The organism is Salinimicrobium xinjiangense DSM 19287 (genome assembly GCF_000423585.1).
GTDB classification, from domain to species: domain Bacteria; phylum Bacteroidota; class Bacteroidia; order Flavobacteriales; family Flavobacteriaceae; genus Salinimicrobium; species Salinimicrobium xinjiangense.
The window spans coordinates 1-18,375 of the sequence record NZ_AUIG01000022.1 but is presented as its reverse complement, the minus strand read 5'-3'; the positions used below and the strand labels follow the sequence as shown (position 1 = coordinate 18,375).

23 protein-coding genes and 1 tRNA gene are annotated in these 18,375 nt (G+C 40.5%); 11 read left to right on the top strand and 13 right to left on the bottom strand.

The annotated features are described in order from the left end of the window. The first annotated feature begins 130 nt into the window (after positions 1 to 130). The 5 genes from G564_RS0109080 (at position 131) to G564_RS0109060 (ending at position 4,505) form a co-directional block, all read left to right on the top strand. Complete coding sequence (locus G564_RS0109080) at positions 131 to 604, top strand: hypothetical protein (protein WP_029037390.1); 474 nt, start codon at positions 131 to 133, stop codon at positions 602 to 604. Positions 605 to 753: 149 nt separating this feature from the next. Then, complete coding sequence (locus G564_RS0109075; RefSeq protein ID WP_029037389.1) at positions 754 to 1,188, top strand: RrF2 family transcriptional regulator; 435 nt, start codon at positions 754 to 756, stop codon at positions 1,186 to 1,188. An 18-nt stretch (positions 1,189 to 1,206) separates the two neighbouring features. Next, positions 1,207 to 2,154, top strand: coding sequence for a quinolinate synthase NadA (gene nadA / locus G564_RS0109070; RefSeq protein ID WP_037373769.1), 948 nt, complete (start codon positions 1,207 to 1,209; stop codon positions 2,152 to 2,154). A gap of 2 nt (positions 2,155 to 2,156) precedes the next feature. Continuing rightward, positions 2,157 to 3,683, top strand: coding sequence for an L-aspartate oxidase (gene nadB / locus G564_RS0109065; protein WP_051205374.1), 1,527 nt, complete (start codon positions 2,157 to 2,159; stop codon positions 3,681 to 3,683). Between the two features lie 90 nt (positions 3,684 to 3,773). Continuing rightward, positions 3,774 to 4,505 carry a PepSY domain-containing protein gene (locus G564_RS0109060; protein WP_029037386.1) on the top strand — a complete coding sequence of 244 codons (732 nt, stop codon included), beginning with the start codon at positions 3,774 to 3,776 and terminating at the stop codon, positions 4,503 to 4,505. Between the two features lie 59 nt (positions 4,506 to 4,564). Here G564_RS0109060 and G564_RS0109055 read toward each other — a convergent pair whose 3' ends face one another. Together G564_RS0109055 and trhA are read right to left on the bottom strand one after the other, a co-directional pair. Further along, complete coding sequence (locus G564_RS0109055; RefSeq protein ID WP_084625614.1) at positions 4,565 to 4,867, bottom strand: DUF202 domain-containing protein; 303 nt, start codon at positions 4,865 to 4,867, stop codon at positions 4,565 to 4,567. 50 nt (positions 4,868 to 4,917) lie between these two features. Beyond that, positions 4,918 to 5,574, bottom strand: coding sequence for a PAQR family membrane homeostasis protein TrhA (gene trhA / locus G564_RS0109050; RefSeq protein ID WP_029037384.1), 657 nt, complete (start codon positions 5,572 to 5,574; stop codon positions 4,918 to 4,920). A 218-nt stretch (positions 5,575 to 5,792) separates the two neighbouring features. Here trhA and G564_RS0109045 point away from each other — a divergent pair, with 218 nt between their 5' ends. The 3 genes from G564_RS0109045 (at position 5,793) to G564_RS0109035 (ending at position 7,918) form a co-directional block, all read left to right on the top strand. Beyond that, a complete protein-coding gene (locus tag G564_RS0109045) occupies positions 5,793 to 6,137 on the top strand; it encodes a hypothetical protein (protein ID WP_029037383.1) in 345 nt (114 codons plus the stop codon). Between the two features lie 70 nt (positions 6,138 to 6,207). Next, positions 6,208 to 6,378 (top strand): DUF1059 domain-containing protein, encoded by a 171-nt coding sequence (locus G564_RS20155; protein ID WP_084625613.1) that lies wholly within the window; start codon positions 6,208 to 6,210, stop codon positions 6,376 to 6,378. Between the two features lie 169 nt (positions 6,379 to 6,547). Next, entirely contained in the window at positions 6,548 to 7,918 is a 1,371-nt protein-coding gene (locus G564_RS0109035; protein WP_029037382.1) for a TIGR00366 family protein, read from the top strand. A gap of 12 nt (positions 7,919 to 7,930) precedes the next feature. On the opposite strand, the gene G564_RS0109030 is transcribed toward G564_RS0109035, so the two are convergent. From G564_RS0109030 to G564_RS18945, 6 genes are all read right to left on the bottom strand, one after another. Beyond that, complete coding sequence (locus G564_RS0109030; protein WP_029037381.1) at positions 7,931 to 8,302, bottom strand: SPW repeat domain-containing protein; 372 nt, start codon at positions 8,300 to 8,302, stop codon at positions 7,931 to 7,933. Between the two features lie 264 nt (positions 8,303 to 8,566). After that, positions 8,567 to 9,322, bottom strand: a complete 756-nt coding sequence (locus G564_RS0109025) for a LytR/AlgR family response regulator transcription factor (RefSeq protein ID WP_029037380.1) — start codon at positions 9,320 to 9,322, stop codon at positions 8,567 to 8,569. A 268-nt stretch (positions 9,323 to 9,590) separates the two neighbouring features. Beyond that, positions 9,591 to 10,142 (bottom strand): hypothetical protein, encoded by a 552-nt coding sequence (locus G564_RS0109020; protein WP_156879209.1) that lies wholly within the window; start codon positions 10,140 to 10,142, stop codon positions 9,591 to 9,593. An 865-nt stretch (positions 10,143 to 11,007) separates the two neighbouring features. After that, positions 11,008 to 11,081 (bottom strand) — tRNA-Pro (locus G564_RS0109010). 230 nt (positions 11,082 to 11,311) lie between these two features. After that, positions 11,312 to 11,527, bottom strand: a complete 216-nt coding sequence (locus G564_RS0109005; protein ID WP_029037378.1) for a hypothetical protein — start codon at positions 11,525 to 11,527, stop codon at positions 11,312 to 11,314. A 154-nt stretch (positions 11,528 to 11,681) separates the two neighbouring features. Then, positions 11,682 to 12,674 carry a hypothetical protein gene (locus G564_RS18945; protein ID WP_051205373.1) on the bottom strand — a complete coding sequence of 331 codons (993 nt, stop codon included), beginning with the start codon at positions 12,672 to 12,674 and terminating at the stop codon, positions 11,682 to 11,684. A gap of 227 nt (positions 12,675 to 12,901) precedes the next feature. On the opposite strand from G564_RS18945, the gene G564_RS0108995 reads away from it, so the two are divergent. After that, on the top strand, positions 12,902 to 13,792 hold the full coding sequence (locus G564_RS0108995) for an arsenite methyltransferase (RefSeq protein ID WP_029037377.1): 891 nt from the start codon (positions 12,902 to 12,904) through the stop codon (positions 13,790 to 13,792). 27 nt (positions 13,793 to 13,819) lie between these two features. On the opposite strand, the gene G564_RS0108990 is transcribed toward G564_RS0108995, so the two are convergent. From G564_RS0108990 to G564_RS0108970, 5 genes are all read right to left on the bottom strand, one after another. Next, the gene (locus G564_RS0108990) at positions 13,820 to 14,539 is read right to left on the bottom strand and encodes a Dph6-related ATP pyrophosphatase (RefSeq protein ID WP_029037376.1); all 720 of its coding nucleotides are present in this window, start codon (positions 14,537 to 14,539) and stop codon (positions 13,820 to 13,822) included. A gap of 72 nt (positions 14,540 to 14,611) precedes the next feature. Next, a complete protein-coding gene (locus G564_RS0108985; RefSeq protein ID WP_029037375.1) occupies positions 14,612 to 15,157 on the bottom strand; it encodes a porin family protein in 546 nt (181 codons plus the stop codon). A gap of 126 nt (positions 15,158 to 15,283) precedes the next feature. Next, on the bottom strand, positions 15,284 to 15,697 hold the full coding sequence (aroQ, locus tag G564_RS0108980) for a type II 3-dehydroquinate dehydratase (protein WP_029037374.1): 414 nt from the start codon (positions 15,695 to 15,697) through the stop codon (positions 15,284 to 15,286). A 115-nt stretch (positions 15,698 to 15,812) separates the two neighbouring features. Further along, entirely contained in the window at positions 15,813 to 16,295 is a 483-nt protein-coding gene (locus G564_RS0108975) for a hypothetical protein (protein WP_245583678.1), read from the bottom strand. Between the two features lie 124 nt (positions 16,296 to 16,419). After that, positions 16,420 to 17,007, bottom strand: coding sequence for a porin family protein (locus G564_RS0108970; protein WP_029037372.1), 588 nt, complete (start codon positions 17,005 to 17,007; stop codon positions 16,420 to 16,422). Between the two features lie 112 nt (positions 17,008 to 17,119). Between G564_RS0108970 and xerD the strand changes: the two genes are divergently transcribed. Both xerD and G564_RS18940 read left to right on the top strand, forming a co-directional pair. Then, entirely contained in the window at positions 17,120 to 18,016 is an 897-nt protein-coding gene (xerD, locus tag G564_RS0108965) for a site-specific tyrosine recombinase XerD (RefSeq protein WP_029037371.1), read from the top strand. A 100-nt stretch (positions 18,017 to 18,116) separates the two neighbouring features. Then, a partial coding sequence (locus G564_RS18940; RefSeq protein ID WP_037373762.1) for a hypothetical protein occupies positions 18,117 to 18,375 on the top strand: 259 nt, incomplete at its 3' end.

The window sequence follows — 18,375 nt, the reverse complement described above, 5'->3', positions numbered from 1 at the left end:
ATTTAAGTTAAGTTTCCCTTAAGAGCAATGAAGACCACATAATTTTGTTTTAATTTCATAGAGGGATATCTGTCTCTAAATGAATCGACAACATGTCTAAAGTAGTAATTAACAACCAAAGAATAAAGTCATGAAACAAGGTATTTTTAAAATTCCGGTCTTCACCGGTTTGTTCCTGCTTTTTTTATTTACTTCCTGTGATAATGATGACAGGGTGGTGAATCTTTCAGAAAATCCTGAAGCCAGGGAAGGAGTTTATGAACAAATTCTCAATGATGAGCAGCTTTTTGGAGAGTTTATGAATGAACTACGGGAAAACAAAAGATCAATGGAGTGGATGGATAATAACCGCCCTATGATGAACCGCATGTATGGCGGGGAAAGAATGCACAACATGATGAGAAGAAATCCACAGATGCGGGATTCCATGATGCAGGGAATGTTTAACAGTATGGAGAGAGACACCTCCATGAGAACGACTCCCCAAATGCGGCAACGAATGCTACAGCACATGAACATCATGATGCAAAGAGACACTGCCTTTGCCAGACGACTGCGACAAATGGTTCAGCAACAATCATCTACAGCTGCTACCGGCAGATAAAATTGAAGTTACATCTTAACTTAAAAGGCTTCTCAGGGAGCCTTTTTTTCTTTCCGAAAATTTTAAAAATTTCCCGGTTACTGACACAGGTCATAAAAAAGAGACTATTATGTCCTTAATTTTGGGGTCGTAATTAGAATTCTAAAACTATGTTTTCAAAAGCCTGTGAGTATGCTATAAGAGCGGCGATCTTTATTGCTTCGGAATCAGAAAATGGGAGACGGGCAAGTCTTAAGGATATCGCCCGGGAGATCGATTCTCCCGAAGCCTTTACCGCAAAAACACTTCAGAAGTTATCCCGGAGTGGTATAATTATTTCTACAAAGGGAGCCCATGGTGGTTTCCAGGTTGCCAGGGAGGAACTTGAAAATATTAAGATCTCCCAGATAGTTATAGCAATAGATGGAGATAAGGTCTATACCCGTTGCAGTCTGGGATTACAGGCCTGCAATGAAGATCACCCCTGCCCCTTCCACTCCCGTTTTAAACCCGTACGCACCGAATTAAAGGAAATAGTTGAAAAGACCAGCTTAAGAGATCTTACCTCGGGACTGGTTTCCGGAGATACCTTTTTGAAAATTTAATTAAGCCTAAGATTATTTATGACAGTATCCACTCTGCACCAAACTCCTTTACAGGAAAAAGTTATTAAACTTAAAGAGGAAAAGAACGCAGTCATTCTTGCTCATTTTTACCAGGAGCCGGAAATCCAGGAAGTTGCAGACTTCATTGGAGATTCGCTTGAGCTTGCCCGTAAGGCTGCGGAAACTACAGCAGATATCATCCTGTTTGCAGGTGTGCATTTCATGGCCGAAACTGCCAAAATACTGAATCCGTCTAAAAAGGTGCTCCTGCCCGATCTACAGGCGGGATGCTCTCTTGCAGATAGTTGTCCGCCTGAAGCTTTTAGAGAACTTAAAAGACAGTATTCCAATCATGTCGTAGTAACCTACATCAACTGCTCGGCCGAGATAAAAACCCTGAGTGATATTGTTTGCACTTCTTCAAATGCCGAAAAGATCATCAATTCCATACCCGAAGACCAGCCCATAATTTTTGCACCAGATAAGAATTTGGGGAAATACCTGATAGAGAAAACAGGCAGAAAAATGCTGCTTTGGGATGGAGCCTGTATTGTACATGAAGCATTCTCTCTGGATAAACTTCTGGAATTGTATAAACAACACCCAACGGCACAGATCATTGCCCATCCTGAATCTGAGTCTCATATTTTAAAGGTGGCAAATTATATTGGCTCTACTTCCGGAATGCTTAACTATGTGAAGAGCAGCGAACATGATACTTTTATTGTGGCCACAGAAGCCGGTATTCTGCACCAGATGCAAAAGGATGTGCCCCATAAGACATTAATTCCGGCACCGGCAAAAGAAGATAATACCTGTGCCTGCAGTGAGTGTGCTTTTATGAAAATGAACACCCTGCAAAAGTTATATAACTGCCTGGAAAAGGAAAATCCGGAAATTAACCTGCCCCCAGAAATGATGGAAAAAGCCCTTGTGCCTATTCAAAGAATGTTAAGCCTTTCATGATAATGAAAACAGATATCCTTGTTATTGGATCCGGAGTAGCAGGTCTCACTTTTGCCATAAAGGTGGCAGAGGCGAGGCCCGATGTCTCTGTAATGGTTATCACTAAAAAGGAAAATAATATCTCAAATACTGCCCATGCTCAGGGAGGGATCGCTGTGGTACTCGATAAATTGCGGGACAGCTTTGAGCTTCACATCAAAGATACCCTAAAGGCGGGGCGCAACCTGAACGATCTTGATGTTGTACAAATGGTGATTTCCCAGGCACCTGAAAGATTGCAGGAATTGATAAACTGGGGGACTTCTTTTGATGCCAAAAGCGGAGAATTTGAATTAGGACTGGAAGGAGGACATTCCCGGCACCGAATAGTACATCATAGAGATCTCACCGGACTGGAAATACAGCGGAAACTGATCTCGAAAGCAGAAGCCAGTCCAAATATTACTTTTTTAGACCACTATTTCGTAACAGACCTGCAGCTGAATGAGGTGCAGGATCAATGCACCGGAGTGACCGCTTTGAATAAGAGAACAGGAGAATTAATAAATATTTCCTCAAGAGTCACCTTTCTTGCGAGCGGAGGCAGTGGTATGGTATTCGGCAATACCACAAATCCTTCTGTGGCAACGGGCGACGGAGTGGCAATGGCATGGCGTGCGGGAGCGAAAGTTGCAAACATGAACTATATTCAGTTTCATCCAACCGCACTGTTTGAAGAAAACAAACATCCTCTATTCTTAATTTCTGAAGCAGTTCGTGGATTTGGAGCCTACCTGGTAAATCACCGGGGCAACCGCTTTCTTTTCAAGACAGATTCAAGGGGGGAGCTTGCAACGAGAGATATAGTTTCTGAAGCAATAGTTAATGAACTTAAGCTTTCCGGGCATTCAACAGTCTTTCTCGATTGCCGGCACCTGAATTACAAAGCTTTCTCCAAAGAATTTCCAACAATAGTAGCCTATTGCAATTCTATAGGAATCGATGTGCGCATAGATCTTATTCCGGTGGTACCTGCAGCACATTATCAATGCGGGGGAATACAGACGGACAAAAAAGCGAAGACCTCTGTTAAAAACCTGTACGCATCCGGGGAATGCGCGCATACGGGTCTTCATGGAGCAAACAGGCTTGCCTCCAATTCCCTTCTGGAAGCTCTTGTATTCTCACACGAGGCCTCACTGGCTATCATAGAAGAAATTGAAAATATCCCGGTCCCACCAATTAGAAAGCCAAGAATTTTATATACCCATGAGGATGAGGCAGATGACGAAATTATCTCCAGTCTCAGACAACGGCTGAATGGCATTATGAGTTATGAGCTTTTACAATCGGCTTCAAAAAGGGAAAAACTGGAGGCCTTTGAACAATTACAGCATTTAATGGACATGCTCGAAAATTATCCACCCTTCAATTCGGGTACTGTGGCCTTTTTTGAATTAAGAAATATGGTACAGACTGCTATCCTTATATTACAGGATGTGCTGGCTGCTAAAACTTCCAGTAAAAATTTTCCGGAGGGAATATATTAGATCTTTTGTAAAAGCTCAATCAGGTTTAAAGCAGTAAGAAAAGGTTGGTTAAAATTCCTATACTTGCAATATTAATCTACAAAATTTCTTATGCCTTTCGTAAAGCGCAAAACCGCCGGATGGATACGCAAAGCCCATCGTTACCTCGGAATTTTCCTTGGTATTCAATTTTTAATGTGGACTATAAGCGGAATATACTTTAGCTGGACAGACATTGATGAAATTCACGGTGATCACTTCAGAAAAGCACACGTTCACCCTGTTGCATTTTCAAATCTGGAGGGGATATCTGCACTGTTGCCAGATGAACAGGTGGAAAGCTTACAGCTGAAAGATATTGCCGGAGAACCTTATTACTGGATCAATGAAAACAAGCTTATCCACGCCCGAAGCGGAGAACAAAAACAAGAAGTTTCCGAAGAAGAAGCGGTGAAGATTGCAGATAAATATATGTTGGATAATCTGAAAATTGAGAGCGTCGAAAGGATAATTTCAACCGGAGATCACCATGAATACAGAAGCGGACGCTTACCTGCCTTTGTGATTAATTACAAATCCCCTGAAAATATCAAGGCCTATGTATCGACTGTTGATGGTACTTTCCGTTCTGTGAGGCACAGAGACTGGAGATGGTTTGATTTCTTATGGATGACCCACACCATGGATTACGACACCAGGGATGATTTTAATACCACTATTCTCCGGGCATTTTCTCTTTTAGGCCTCATTACAGTGTTGAGCGGTTTTATTCTTTGGTTTATTTCCTCTCCTACTATGATGAAGGTTTTTGGGAAAACCGGGAAGAGAAAAGTAAAAAGATAAAAGTTAGGGTTTACCGGAGAGACAGGAATTCTATTTTTTTTCCGGTCTCTGAGCACAGATCACTCGTTCAAAGTATAATACTTCCGGATATGCCTTTTCACATAAATAAACCGCACCAGGCCAACGATGAGCACAATGGGAGCTACTATCAGAAGAAATACTCCCAGATCGAGCATGTCCTCAAGTATCTCTACCCGAAGAATTGCCACCCCTGAACCAAGTATTACAATAAAGGTACGAAAATACGCCAGGAAGGTGCGCTCATTAGCCATCCGGGTGCGGTCGATAGCCAGCCAGTCACGGGTAATGAGTTCTTCATTAACTTTATATTGTTCACTTCTTTTCACTTTCTTACTAGTCATTTGGTCAGATTAAAATTTAGCCTTCAGGTAAAATATAATTTAAGCGGGAGTTACACAACAGGTAATACATAACAGTAGATGGCTACAAAATGACAATAGCTTCCTAGTAGAACAAAGAAGTGGAACATCGCATGGTTAAATTTTATTTTACCTATGCTGTAGAGAATTGCGCCAATGGTATAAGCAAGTCCGCCCCCTAACAGCCACCAAAGTCCGGCCGACGTAAGATTTTCCATCAGGGGCTCAATGGCAAATATGATCACCCAGCCCATTGCTACATAAAGTAAAGTGGACAGGATTTTAAATTTTCCGGTAAAGAAAAGTTTTAAAATGGTTCCCAGAATAGCTATACTCCAAACTACTCCCAAAATGATCCAGCCGGTGCGGCCTTGCAGGGTAACAAGCGCAAAGGGCGTATATGTACCCGCAATTAATATGAAGATCGCGACGTGATCAAATATTTTAAAGATAAACCGTCTTCGCAGATTTCGGGTACTATGGTAAAGAGTTGAAGCTGCGTAAAGCAAAATAAGGGAGCTTCCAAAAATGACAAAACTCAACAATAATTTTGCACTGTCATAGGCCAATGCCCTGAATACTAATAGGAAAAGCCCTAGAATACTAAACACCAGGCCGGCAGCGTGGGTGATAACGTTTAAAAGCTCCTCCCGCGGAGAATAGAGTCTAACTTTAAGAGGCTTTTTCATGGGAATTTATCTGCAGTAAAATTAAACTATTCTCTGTTCGAATTAAAATTTTATCTAATTAAATGGAAGAATTTTCCTTCAAAAAAGTCCTACTTACAAACTTTTTAATCGATGAATAGCGCTATTTTTAGCTGAATAACCTAAATTTTCTTAAAAAAACTTGTGGAATTGAAATATTGGATTAATTTAGCAGGTTCAGTATCATCTACTTAAAATCTATGGATCTATTAATTGTGCTGATTGCTCTGGAGATTATAGCCTCAAAATTTTTGGTTTCCTATATCTCCTTTTATCGGCAAGAGGGTGCTTATGAAGAAAAGAATCCGTTGTTGAAATGGTTTCTTAACCGTCTCCATATAAAACACGATGAGTGGCTTTCTTTTTTCTGTTCTATTCTCCTTGTAGGTTTGGCTGTATTTATTCTGAATTCCTTCTACAATGCTGTAGCATACCAATATCTTTTTATTTTCTCGGGACTCTTCACCACAATTTTAAACCTGGGTGCGGCACACAGCAGCTATTTTCAAAAAACAAATTTCATTACCCGCAGACTGCTTAGATAGAATATAAAGCAGTAGTTTCCCCTATTGCCGATGTTCTGAAAAGAACATAATTTTTCCAAAAATTATAATCATGAGAACATTACATTGTCGTGATGCAGGATTTGACTGCGATGGTATCATCAGAGCGGGTTCAGACGAAGAAGTTTTAGGACAGGCTACACAACACGCCCGTGATGTACATGGCTTGGATGCCGATCCTCAAATGACCGAACAGCTTAAGAGACTGATAAGAGAAGAGTAACTTATTACTGCAACCTTCAATGACTTCCTTCCCGGAAGCAGGCCCGATTTTGCCTTTTTTGACACCTTCAACTTCTTTATTTTCAACTCACTTTCAATTCACAGCTTCTAACCTGCTCCCATCAAATTCATGAGGATTAATTTCAAACTTTTTCCTCATATTTGAGGTTATGAATATTACAAGGCTTATAGAGTCTGGCTTCAGAAGATTTATTCCAGCCCCTTTTACGCTGGCGGTACTGCTTACTCTCCTCACCATGCTCCTGGCTTTTTTCTTTACCGGAAATACAGGAGTTTCCGATGCAACAAATATTCTTGATTCCTGGCAAAAAGGCATGTGGGATCCTTCCCTCCTGGTTTTTGCGGTGCAAATGATGCTGATCCTGGTTTTAGGACATATTCTCGTTCTCAGCAAACCGGTGGCAAAAATCACAAGTAAACTCACCTCTCTGGTTAAGGGTAATTCAAGTGCGGTTGTTATGGTTTCTGTTTCTACCATGATAGTAGCATTTTTCAATTGGGGACTCGGCCTCATATTTGGAGCTATTATGGCTCGTAAAGTGGCGGAAACAGCCAGGGAAAAAAATTTCAAGATCAATTATCCGCTGCTGGGAGCTTCAGGTTATGTAGGTCTTATGGTCTGGCATGGAGGCATGAGCGGAAGCGCACCTCTCAAGGCTGCTGAAAAAGGGCATTTAGAAAGTCTCTTTCCGGGAGCAGAAAACACCGGTATAGCAGCAGGGCTTCCGGAGTATATCTCAACTGAAATAACAATTTTTTCCTCCTGGAACCTCATAATTTTCGGACTTTTACTGGTTATTATACCTGGGGTACTTTATTTTGTCTCAAAAGCCACAAGTGTAAAAGAAGTCAACCTTCCGCAGGAAAAACGAACTAAAGAAAAATTTTTCATTTTCGGAGCCGAAAAGCTGGACCACTCCCCTGCTCTGAAAACAGTCTTTGGTCTTCTCCTCCTGGCCGCCTTTTTTGCCAACTACCATTCTAACTTACTTGAAGCAAATTTAACTCCGAACATGCTTAATTTTCTCATGTTAAGCCTTTGTATCCTCATGCACAGCTCTTTCGTTTCCTTTCTCAGGGCTTTGGATGAAGCAATCGTTGGTGCCGGGGCTATTCTTATCCAATTCCCACTGTATTTTGGTATCATGGGGATCATGAGGGAAACAGGAATGGTAAATGATATAGCTGTTTTCTTTGCTGAAATTGCAACAGAGGCTAGTCTCCCTGTGTACATCTTCTTTAGCGCAGGCCTGGTAAATATTTTTGTTCCCAGTGGTGGCGGACAGTGGGCAGTACAGGGTCCGGTAATCATCGAAAGTGCACTGCAACTGGGTGTCCCTCTCAACAAAGCAATTATGGCCTTTGCTTATGGAGACCAGATCACTAATATGTTACAGCCCTTTTGGGCTTTGCCATTGCTCGCAATCACGAAGCTGGAGGCCCGGGAGATCCTGCCTTATACCCTCATTCTAATGCTCACGGGGATCCTTATATATGTAGGTGCACTTCTGCTTCTGTGATAAATTCTCCCTCTACTCTCCTTTATGGTGATTAGGATGAGATTCATAAGACGGCTCTTTTTTCGTGAGAAGACCGGCTCCTATTTCAAGGGCACCTAAAATAACAAACGGCCAGATGATCTCATCTGCAAAGCCGAAGAGCCAGGGCGAGGCAACTAGAAAAATGCCTCCAATAATATCAACGATAAGATGGGTCTTCATTGCCAGGATCTTAAGCAATCCCAGTTCATAATCTGTAATAAGACTATAGACAATCACTCCCGCTCCCAGAACAACAAGAATTGTACTGGCTGCACCCGAAGATATTTTTAGGATCAAAGGCAGAAGGATAAGAGTGAGCCCCATGATGTAATCCAGATATCCGTGAATCTTTGTACTAATCATAACAGAGATATTTTAAATTCATTCTTAATTTCAATACTTTCATTCAATAAAGCTAATAGGTTAACAGAATTTTTATTGTTAAAACACTTCTGTCAGGATAAGTTTAGCAGCCATTAGATATTGGTGTGGAAGTTCTCCGGTTTGGAAAACCTGAGACAATTCATGCTTTTCGGTTTTTATAAAAGTTTAGCTTTAACCGGTATTCCACAGGCAGAACAAAATCTTGATAAAAGGAGAAATTTATACCCCGGTCGGCTTGAACGCTTAAACTCCCAGTTTTTCCAGGAAATGCTTTTTGTGTGATTTGCTGGTATGAAGGAGACGACCATCGGTCATTTTTGCGTCTATCTCCCCATATTCTGAATGAATGAGTTCTTTGACGTGATCAAGATTGACAATAGCAGATCTGTGGATACGGAAGAAAAGATCGGGATCAAGAATTTCCTCCAGCGCACACAAGGATTCACGGAGAACATATTTATGGTCTCTTGTGTAGATCTCTGCATAATAACCGGAAGAAATAATGTAAAAAATTTCACGGGGATCCAGCAGCACAGTTTTATTTCCCTGCTTCACCGGAATCTTAAAAGCAGGATTCCTTGTTTTTCCCGTATACAAACGCAAAAGATTTTCTACCGTGTTTTCAATATTCACTACTTCCCTTGGTGCAGATTTAAGAATTCTGGAGATGGTCTTATAAAACCGTTCATCTTTAAACGGTTTAAGAAGCAGATCACAGGCTCCGGTATCGAATGCTTTACAGGCATCTGTACTCTGTGAAGTCATTAAAACAATTATGGGTCTGGAATTTATATTGATCCTGTCAAGAACTTCAAAACCATCAAGCTCTTTCATTTCAAGATCAAGAAAGATAAGATCTGGTTTTTGCTCGTTTATCTGCTCTACAGCTTTTTTCCCACCCTTGCATTCTCCTAAGACTTCAATTTCTGAGATCCTGTTTAGGAGGTTTATAACCCGCTTTCTGGCGAGTCCTTCATCATCTATTACTAAAGCTTTCACAGGTTAGAAATGAATTCCTGAAATACTGGTCAAATTTACGTCTTCCTGTTTTAATAAAGAAGAATAACCGTCCGAAAATTTCTACAAAATCCCTATTATTACGGGGCTTTTCGGACATTTTTGTCCCCGGAGCAAAAGCTTTTAAAACAGTAAAAAGAAGACTGTCAAAACAAATCATCCCTTAACTTCTCCAACCTGGTTGAAACTTTGCCTTTAATGCAAAAAAATGATTTCTTTGACAGTCCTCCTGCGAGCCGGGTTAGATATCTTAAATGCCCGCTATTTCTCTCCCGTTCATTCTATTTCTCTTAAGTTTTAAATTCTGAATGCGTCCATCGTTCTCCAGTTTTATTTTAAAATACTCTTCTCCAATTGCTCCATTACGCCCCTTTACCACATGAATATTTTCTACCATGGTCCATCCTTTATAATTTCGGTAAACCTCTTCTCTAAGATCATCGGGAAGAAGAACATTTTTTAGTTTACAGGTCACTTTCTTTAAATTCCCTTCTCGGCAATATTTTGCCTGCATGTTCCCTTTAGTGCTCTTGAGCTCTACGAAATATTCAATATGATTTTCATCCTGTATGAGATCAATGAAGGCTTCTATATTGCAATACTTATCGAGGTATGCCATAGGGTCTTTTTCAAACTCACCTGAATATTTTTCCTGGATTTTAATCCTATAGGTATTACCACTCACCGTTATTTCAGGTAGTTGTGGATCAAACCCCACCCGTGCCTCTCTTAATTCTGTAATTTGAGCACTCATAATACCTGTCCACATAAGGAACATTAAATAAACGACTGACTTTTTCATGATAAAAAATTTAAATTAGAATTCTTCGGAAAGCTGTTACTGAATAAGGACTTCCGAATTCAACCGCAAATTTATTACTTAATACAGGCCTCTTTCTGTGGAATGATACGAATGACCAGAAAGAGGTAATGGCTAACCACTGGATATATATGAAGCTTACCGAAATTCACGAAACACATAATTAAATAGAGAGAGAGAGAGAGAGAGAGAGACCCAACATCCCGGTTATAATTTGAGTCGTAGAGTATAAGGAATATTGGAATTTGGTGCTTGAAGATTGAATTTTACCCCCAGGGTTCAGGATTTAAAGAATCCTAATTACATCCGGCGCTGGAAATACAAAAGCTCTGCCGGCTCCGCCGTCATTCTGTCTCAAATTGGAATTTGGTACTTGTAATCATTTGTTGTCTGATGAAAAAAGAGGGAACCTCAGAAAAGCCCGCTAATGCTAATAAGAGATCTAATCTATCAGTCTGAGGGGGGTGGTTCTTAGTTCTTTGAATTTTCACAACATTGAATTTCAGCATCTTATAAAAATGTCTTGGTTCTGGATTCTAGAAGCGGAGCGCTCTAGATTCTTTTACCGGACAACAATGACTTGTAAATTGATATTTACCCGAAGAGTTCAGGATGTAAAGGTCGGCTCCGCCGTCATTCTGTCTCAAATTGGAATTTTGTGCTTTAAAATTGGAATTTACCCAAAAGGTTCAGGATTTAAAGAATCCTAATTACATCCGGCGCTGGAAATACAAAAGCTCTGCCGGCTCCGCCGTCAGCTTTTCTTGTTCAAGTCGGTACTGCAAAATAAATTTTGCGCACCTCCTTGAACAAGAAAAGCGATGCTTTCGCATCGCTTTTGTGCTTGTCGGGATGACAGGATTTGAACCTGCGACCCTACGCCCCCCAGACGTATACGCTACCGGACTGCGCCACATCCCGAATTCATGTTTTCGAAAAAGAGGTTTATAATTACATTACTTAATAGTTCTGAAACCTGGACCCTATTTCGAACTGCAAATTAAGCAGCTTATTTAGAAATTTCAAAGAGAAAAAAGGCTTTTTATATGGATCCTTCCCTGGGATCAGACTCAAGATCAGGAATTAGCACAAAATCAACCTTCTACGACAAATATGGATCTAAGAAATCAATAAAGGCTTTATAAATTAATTTAATAAGTTCCTCTTACAAACTTGATCGGCGTGTTTATAAATTCAAGATCAGGAGTAGAAAATGGACCAAAGATATCTTTCTTTTCGTAGGCTTTTTCAGAAGTGAAACTTTCCGGTGCACCCGCCGATTTTCCTGAGAGCTCGCACTCCTCTTCTTTTGGAGTAAAAATGGTAAACAAAACGGTGGTAAAAACAGCAACAAAAATCTTCTCCATAACTCAGGATGTTTACTTTAAATATTGTTTGCCGTAGGGGAAGCGGGCCAAATGTAGGAATTAACTTTTAATTAAGGAATCTGAAGGAGTAAAATTATGGGGCTGGAAGAAAAAAGTAAAAAACTTGTGGTAAAAGAACTCCTCCTGCCTTCGATTATTTTGTCGCATCTTCGTAAATGTGTTCTTTGATAAACGCAATTAACTCCAGATTGATCTTCTCGTCAGACCTGTGCCCCACTCCCAAATAAATACGAAAATGTGAATTTATTTTCTCCTCCCTGTAGATCTGCTGACACTTCTCCCACCGGTTAGGTTGCATCTGTTTCCCAACTGTCGCATAGATTACCTTTCGTTCCTCATCACCATAAGCATCATCATAAGGCACTGCATCATTACCATCAAGAGCCCCCATAAATATAAATTGAGGTACCGCCGAGTACAATTTTGAATTGAATTTTTTACCCGTGATCTCCTCCAGGTCATTGATCCCAAGAGGATAATTTAATTCAATTCCATTCATCTCCTTCCTTGGAAGCATAAGAATACCATTCACACCTCCTGCCACTGTCGCCTGTACAATTTCGGGATGTAAAAACAAGAACCGGTTCACAAAACTCCCTGAAGCCGAGAAACCGCTCATGAGCAGCTTCTTTTTTACAGGAATCCCCAGCTCTTCCAGTCTTGTTCGCACATCTTCCACCATACTTATCAACTGCAGGTCAGGACGAAAAAAATCTTCATTTCTTCCCAGCATGACATCACGATCAAGAGCGTGAGTGTATATTTTGTGGTGTAATTTAGGTCGGGGAAAAACCGGCACCAGAAGAGGCATCTTTAATTCCCTGGAAATGTAATTTCCAAGTGACCTTTTGGTAGCCACAAAAATTGCAGAATCATGGTGTTTTTCAATAGAATCTGAAGTGAAGCCCGAATTATTAGGCTCGACAATTAACCATTGCTCCTTTCCTTTCTTTGTTGCCTTCGGAATAAAGACCAAATATTCATAGTTAAAACCCGAATCAGGTTTTGCTTTAACAGTAATTAATGTATCCCTTGTGAATATTTCAGTTTCATATTCTGGAGTTAAGGTCTGAGAAAAAATTGTTCCTACTGAAAAGACTGCGAAAAATAATAAAGAAATTTTCATGATCTCTTTTCTTTAATGAGGCTCAATAGTATACCTTGTTTCACTCTTTTTCGGGTACAGCCTTTCCAGAAAAACCTTCTGCAAAATTGCTAATTCCGGAGTAAAGAACTATCTACCAGTAAATTTAAGGATTGTCTTTATAAACTCAAGGAAAAATTTTTCAATTTGTTCTTTTTATCGTAATATTACAATGATTAATAATTGATCTATTTCAGAAAATATTTGATATGAAAACGGAAAAGGAACTTAAAGATTCGGTTAAAGAACGCTACGCCAAAATTGCCGGACAGGGCAAAGCGGAAAATGCTGCTTCATGTTGTGGTGCCACCACTCCATCAAGTAAGATCTATAACATCATGATGGACGACTATACCGGTACCGGCGGCTATGTCGAAGATGCAGATCTTGGGCTCGGCTGTGGCTTACCCACTCAATATGCCGGCATTAGAAAAGGTGATACTGTGATCGATCTGGGCTCGGGTGCAGGAAATGACTGCTTTGTTGCCCGTCATGAGACAGGAGCGGAAGGAAAAGTCATTGGTATTGATTTTACTCCGGCAATGATTACAAAAGCCCGCATCAATGCAGATAAACTTGGCTTCAACAATGTGGAGTTCAGAGAGGGAGATATTGACGACATGCCTGTGAATGACGACACTGCAGATGTCATTGTAAGTAACTGCGTACTTAATCTTGTTCCGGATAAAAATAAAGTCATTGCCGAAATCTTCAGAACATTGAAGCCGGGAGGACATTTTAGTATTTCTGATATTGTACTGGTAGGTGAATTACCTGAAGCTTTACGCGAAGATGCAGAAATGTATGCCGGTTGCGTAGCAGGTGCTATCCAGAAAGATGATTATCTGCAATACATAAAAGATGCAGGTTTCAGCCATATCATCCTTCAAAAAGAAAAACCTATCGTTATTCCCGATGATATTCTTACAAAATATCTTTCTCCGGAAGAAATAACAGACTTCAAAAAAGGAGATACAGGCATTTTCAGCATTACCGTTTATGCAGAAAAACCGGGTACTAAAAAAGATAAACCGAAACTTAAAATGCTCGATTTACAGACGCAGAATGCCGGTTGCACCCCAGATTCAGGTTGCTGTTAGAAGCATTTGTTGAACCTGAAACCCGGCCTAAATAAGATCACAATAATAAAAACTTGTGTCCCAGGTTTTAGGTTCCTTTTTAAAGCAATTGTCATTTTTATCTCCGGCAGGAGCGAAAGAGCGCTCTACAATTTCGCCTTTTTGGAAGGTGATTGGTGCTGAAAAAACAGGACCGTCAAAAACAAAACTGTGAAATTCCCCATTCTCTCCTGCGGGATCTACATTTTCAGGTAGGTCTGAAAGGAATTGATCATCAATGATCCTTCCGCAGAAAGATTGGTCCAGCAGTCGGGCATTCACACTGACAGTTATAGCTTTAAAACCTGCAGATAGGAATTCTTTCATAAACATCCCGGTATCCTTTTTCCACAGCGGAAACACCGGCTGAATATTCACTTTTTGAAGCTGCTGCTCCCTGTACTGCTTAAGGTCTTCAAGGAAAATGTCCCCAAAGACGCTGTGGGTGAAACCCTCTGCACGTAATTTCTCAACCTCTTCTTCCATTATTCGGTTATATGTCTCCATAGAAACTTCCCCGGGCAGGGAAATAATATGATGTGGAATTCCAAGACTACTTGCCTGCTTTTGCAGCAAATCCTTCCGAAGGCCGTGCATGGAAACCCGGTCCACCTGAGAATTAATAGTGGTGACCAGTTTTTCAACAGAAAGTTCTTTTTTGTTTTGAAGCAGGTACAAAGCATAAGCAGCATCCTTCCCGGAGCTCCAGTTGATAAAGGCTTTTTTCATACCTGCAAGTTATTTAAAAAACATAAAAAAAGCGGAAGATCTCTCTCCCGCTTCCGTTTAAATTATTTGTTCCTAAAACATAAATCCGACTGATAATTGAAAAACTCCATTCTTTGCATCTCCTTCTGAAGAAATATCGGAAAGCCCCATGGCATATCTTCCCTGGAAGAAAAGACCCATTGGCAGTTCATATCCTAATCCAAGAGCAGCTCCAAAATCAACCGATTCTGTTTCATCGGCCAGATCTACTGAAATTCCCTCTGACTCCACTTCAGACACTACATTAAAAGCTAAATAAGGTCCTGCATGAAGAGAAAAACCTTCAGTAACAAAGAATTTGGCCATTATTGGAATAGATACATAATCAAGTTTCCAGGTGATATCTTCATCTTCTGCACCCTGTGATGAGTAAAGAACTTCGGGCTGAATAGCAAAACGTTCTGACAAATTGAATTCTGACACCAAACCAACATGAAAAGAGGTTCTGCCATCAATGTCATCCACATCATCTCCCGTAAGGTTTGCAAAGTTCACTCCAGCTTTTGCTCCAAAATCAAGCTGCTGTGCATTCATTGCTGTGGCACATACTAAAACAGCTAGAAAAAATATTTTTTTCATAATAAAAGATTTAAGTTAGAGCACGAATATCCATAAAAAAGTTAATTTCTTATACTATTCTCATCTAAATCAGACATAACCATCCATTTAAACGATGAACTACGCGATGTTATCTTTTAAACTGATTTAGAGGAAACTATAAAGAGCGAGCTTGTAACTCTGTAGACCAAATCCAAGGATCACTCCTTTTGCATTAGGTGCTATAAAGGAACGGTGCCTAAACTCTTCCCTTGCAGAAGTATTGGAAATATGCACTTCTACTACCGGGGTAGTAATGGCTTTTACAGCATCCCCTATCCCAATTGAAGTGTGGGTATAAGCTGCAGCATTGAGAATAATGCCATCCACCTCTTTATCGGCTGCCTGTAACTTATTTATGAGCTCCCCTTCTATGTTGGATTGGAAATACGTTAATTCAACTTCGGGAAAATTTTCCTTTAGCTTTTGAAAGTATGAGTCAAAAGTTTCACTCCCATAGGTTCCGGGTTCGCGGCTGCCCAGGAGATTAAGATTAGGGCCATTAATGATCAATATTTTCATAAGGTAAATGTATAAAATAAAGGCATAAAAAAAGGCAGCCTACACCTGCCTTACAAACTCAAATATAAAAATAACCACCTGTTATATTGAAACAACAGGTGGTTTTATTCTAAAATTAAAAGTTAAACTCTACTCCAAGATTGAGAGAAGATACGTCAATAGCGTCGTCGCTGATCCCTTCATATGAAACTATAAGACCAACATTAAAAAGCCGGAAACCTAAAGAAGGTCGCCAGTAGAGTCCGCCGTCACTTTCATCACCAAGACCAACAGCATATCCAAGGTCGAAACCACCTACAAGGGAGCTTGGCAACCCTAACCGGCCGGATGCGGCAATGGGTAAATACTGAAAATCGTCTAGGTTATCCTTGCCAAAATAGTGGGAATAGCCTACCATTGGCCCCACCTGTACAATATCCATGAGGCTTATCATATAAGCGAGATCGGCTCCTATCTTAAAGCTGGAAGCATCATCCACGTCACCCATGGGAATACCAGCGTTCACGCCCACCCGAAGACCGGTGGTGCTCGTTTGCGAATGTGCAGCGCTAAAACTAATTAATGCCAGTACTGCAATAAGAAGTAATTTTTTCATCATGCTGATTTTTAATTGGTTACTATGAATTAAAGATAAGCATTTAATTTTTATATTCTGATATACAGTGCGTTATATAAAAAAAAGCGGAAACACAGTTCCCGCTTTTTCTTAATGATTTTTTTTACTAAAACAGAATCCCGACTCCCGCCTGAACTACAGAGTTCTTGACATCAACTCCATCCACATCATAAACATCGGTCATACCCGCGTTATAACGGCCATAAATAAAGAATTTGTTCAGTTTTACAGATGCCCCGAGCCCAAGACTTAGATCAAAGTTGTTGATGTTGTCATCTCCCAGGTCCATGTCATTCTCTCCGGTCCCTACTTCATGATCTGCAAGAAATCCGAACTGAGGGCCAGCTTCGAGACTTAAGCCTCTATAGACGTAGAGCTTTGCAAGCACGGGAACAGTAACATAATCAAGTTTGTGTTCCAAATCAGCTCCATTTTCACGCCTTACAATGTCATAACCCTGTGCAGAATACAGCACCTCGGGCTGGATTGAGAAACGGTCGGATACCGGCACTTCGGCAACCAAACCTAAGTGATATGCTGTTCTTGCGTCTCCATCATCAAAACCTGACCATCCGTCTCCTGAGAAGTTAGAGAAGTTAACCCCTCCCTTTGCTCCAAAATAAACGAATTCCTGTGCAGCTACAAACGTGGTACTTAAGATCATTGCTGCAATAAATAAAAGTGACTTTTTCATAATTCTATGTTTTAAAGTTCAGGGACAAATGTAGGAGCGTCACTGTTAAGAAAATGAAAGTTTTTGCTAAATTATTTGTAATTCGGATCTTTTAACCCGTTATCTTTAGCTTATGAAGTGGGAAAACGCATTAAAGGATTACCGGCATTACCTCAAAATTGAAAGAGGTCTGTCAAACAATACGATCACCAATTATTCCTTTGATGTGGTAAAGTTGATGAACTGGCTGGAGGAGAATGAAATGAGGCTTTCTCCTGTTTCTATTTCTGAAGAGGAAGTACAGCAATTCATTTATTCTATTGCGAAAAAGGTCAATGCCCGCTCCCAGGCAAGGGTGATCTCTGGCTTACGCGGTTTCTTTAATTACCTGGTCTTTGAAGATTACCGTAAAACAAATCCGCTGGAATTAATTGAATCTCCTAAAACAGGCAGAAAACTTCCAGATACACTTTCCACAAAAGAGATCGATTCCCTTATCGCTGCAATTGACCTCAGCAAACCTGAAGGAGAACGAAACCGGGCCATTCTGGAAACCTTATATGGCTGCGGACTCCGGGTTTCAGAAGTCATCAACCTCAGGCTGTCAGATCTTTTCTTTGAAGAAGGTTTTATCAAAGTCACAGGGAAAGGAAATAAATCCCGGTTTGTTCCTATTGCTGATGTTACTCAGAAATATATCAGGCTCTACCGGGAACACTTAAGATCTCACCAGGATATCCAAAAAGGTCATGAAGATACCCTCTTTCTTAACCGGAGAGGTAAGCAACTTACCCGGGCGATGATCTTTACCATTATCAGGCAACTTTCGGTAGCTTCAGGTTTGGAGAAAAAGATCAGCCCCCATACCTTCAGGCATTCCTTTGCCACTCATTTACTGGAAAATGGCGCCGATCTAAGAGCCATCCAGCAAATGCTCGGGCACGAAAGCATTACTACCACCGAGATCTACGTGCACATGGACCGTTCTCATCTGCGCAGGGTTGTGGAAGAGTTTCATCCGAGGCGCTAAGCGCGATTCAAAGTTCAAGATTGAGTCCACTCTAAAAACAAATTTACTTCAATTAATTCTAAGAATGGATTATCTTTAAACCACTTTCCAATGTACTATCATGTTTAGAAAAACTCAGGATTCTTCTCAATCAGATCTCTTCTCTGGTTTTGGCCAATTGCTTGATGACAAGAAAGATAAGAAGCTAAACGATCCAAAGGCCTGGTACAATATTTTTTATAAATACTTTGTTTCCAGGATTGATGAAGAAAAATTTGCTGTTCTTTTTTCCTCTACCGGTCGTCCCAATGCCTCAGTGAAGACTTTGGTGGGGATGATGTCTTTAAAGGAAGGTTTTGGCTGGAGTGATTCCCAGCTTT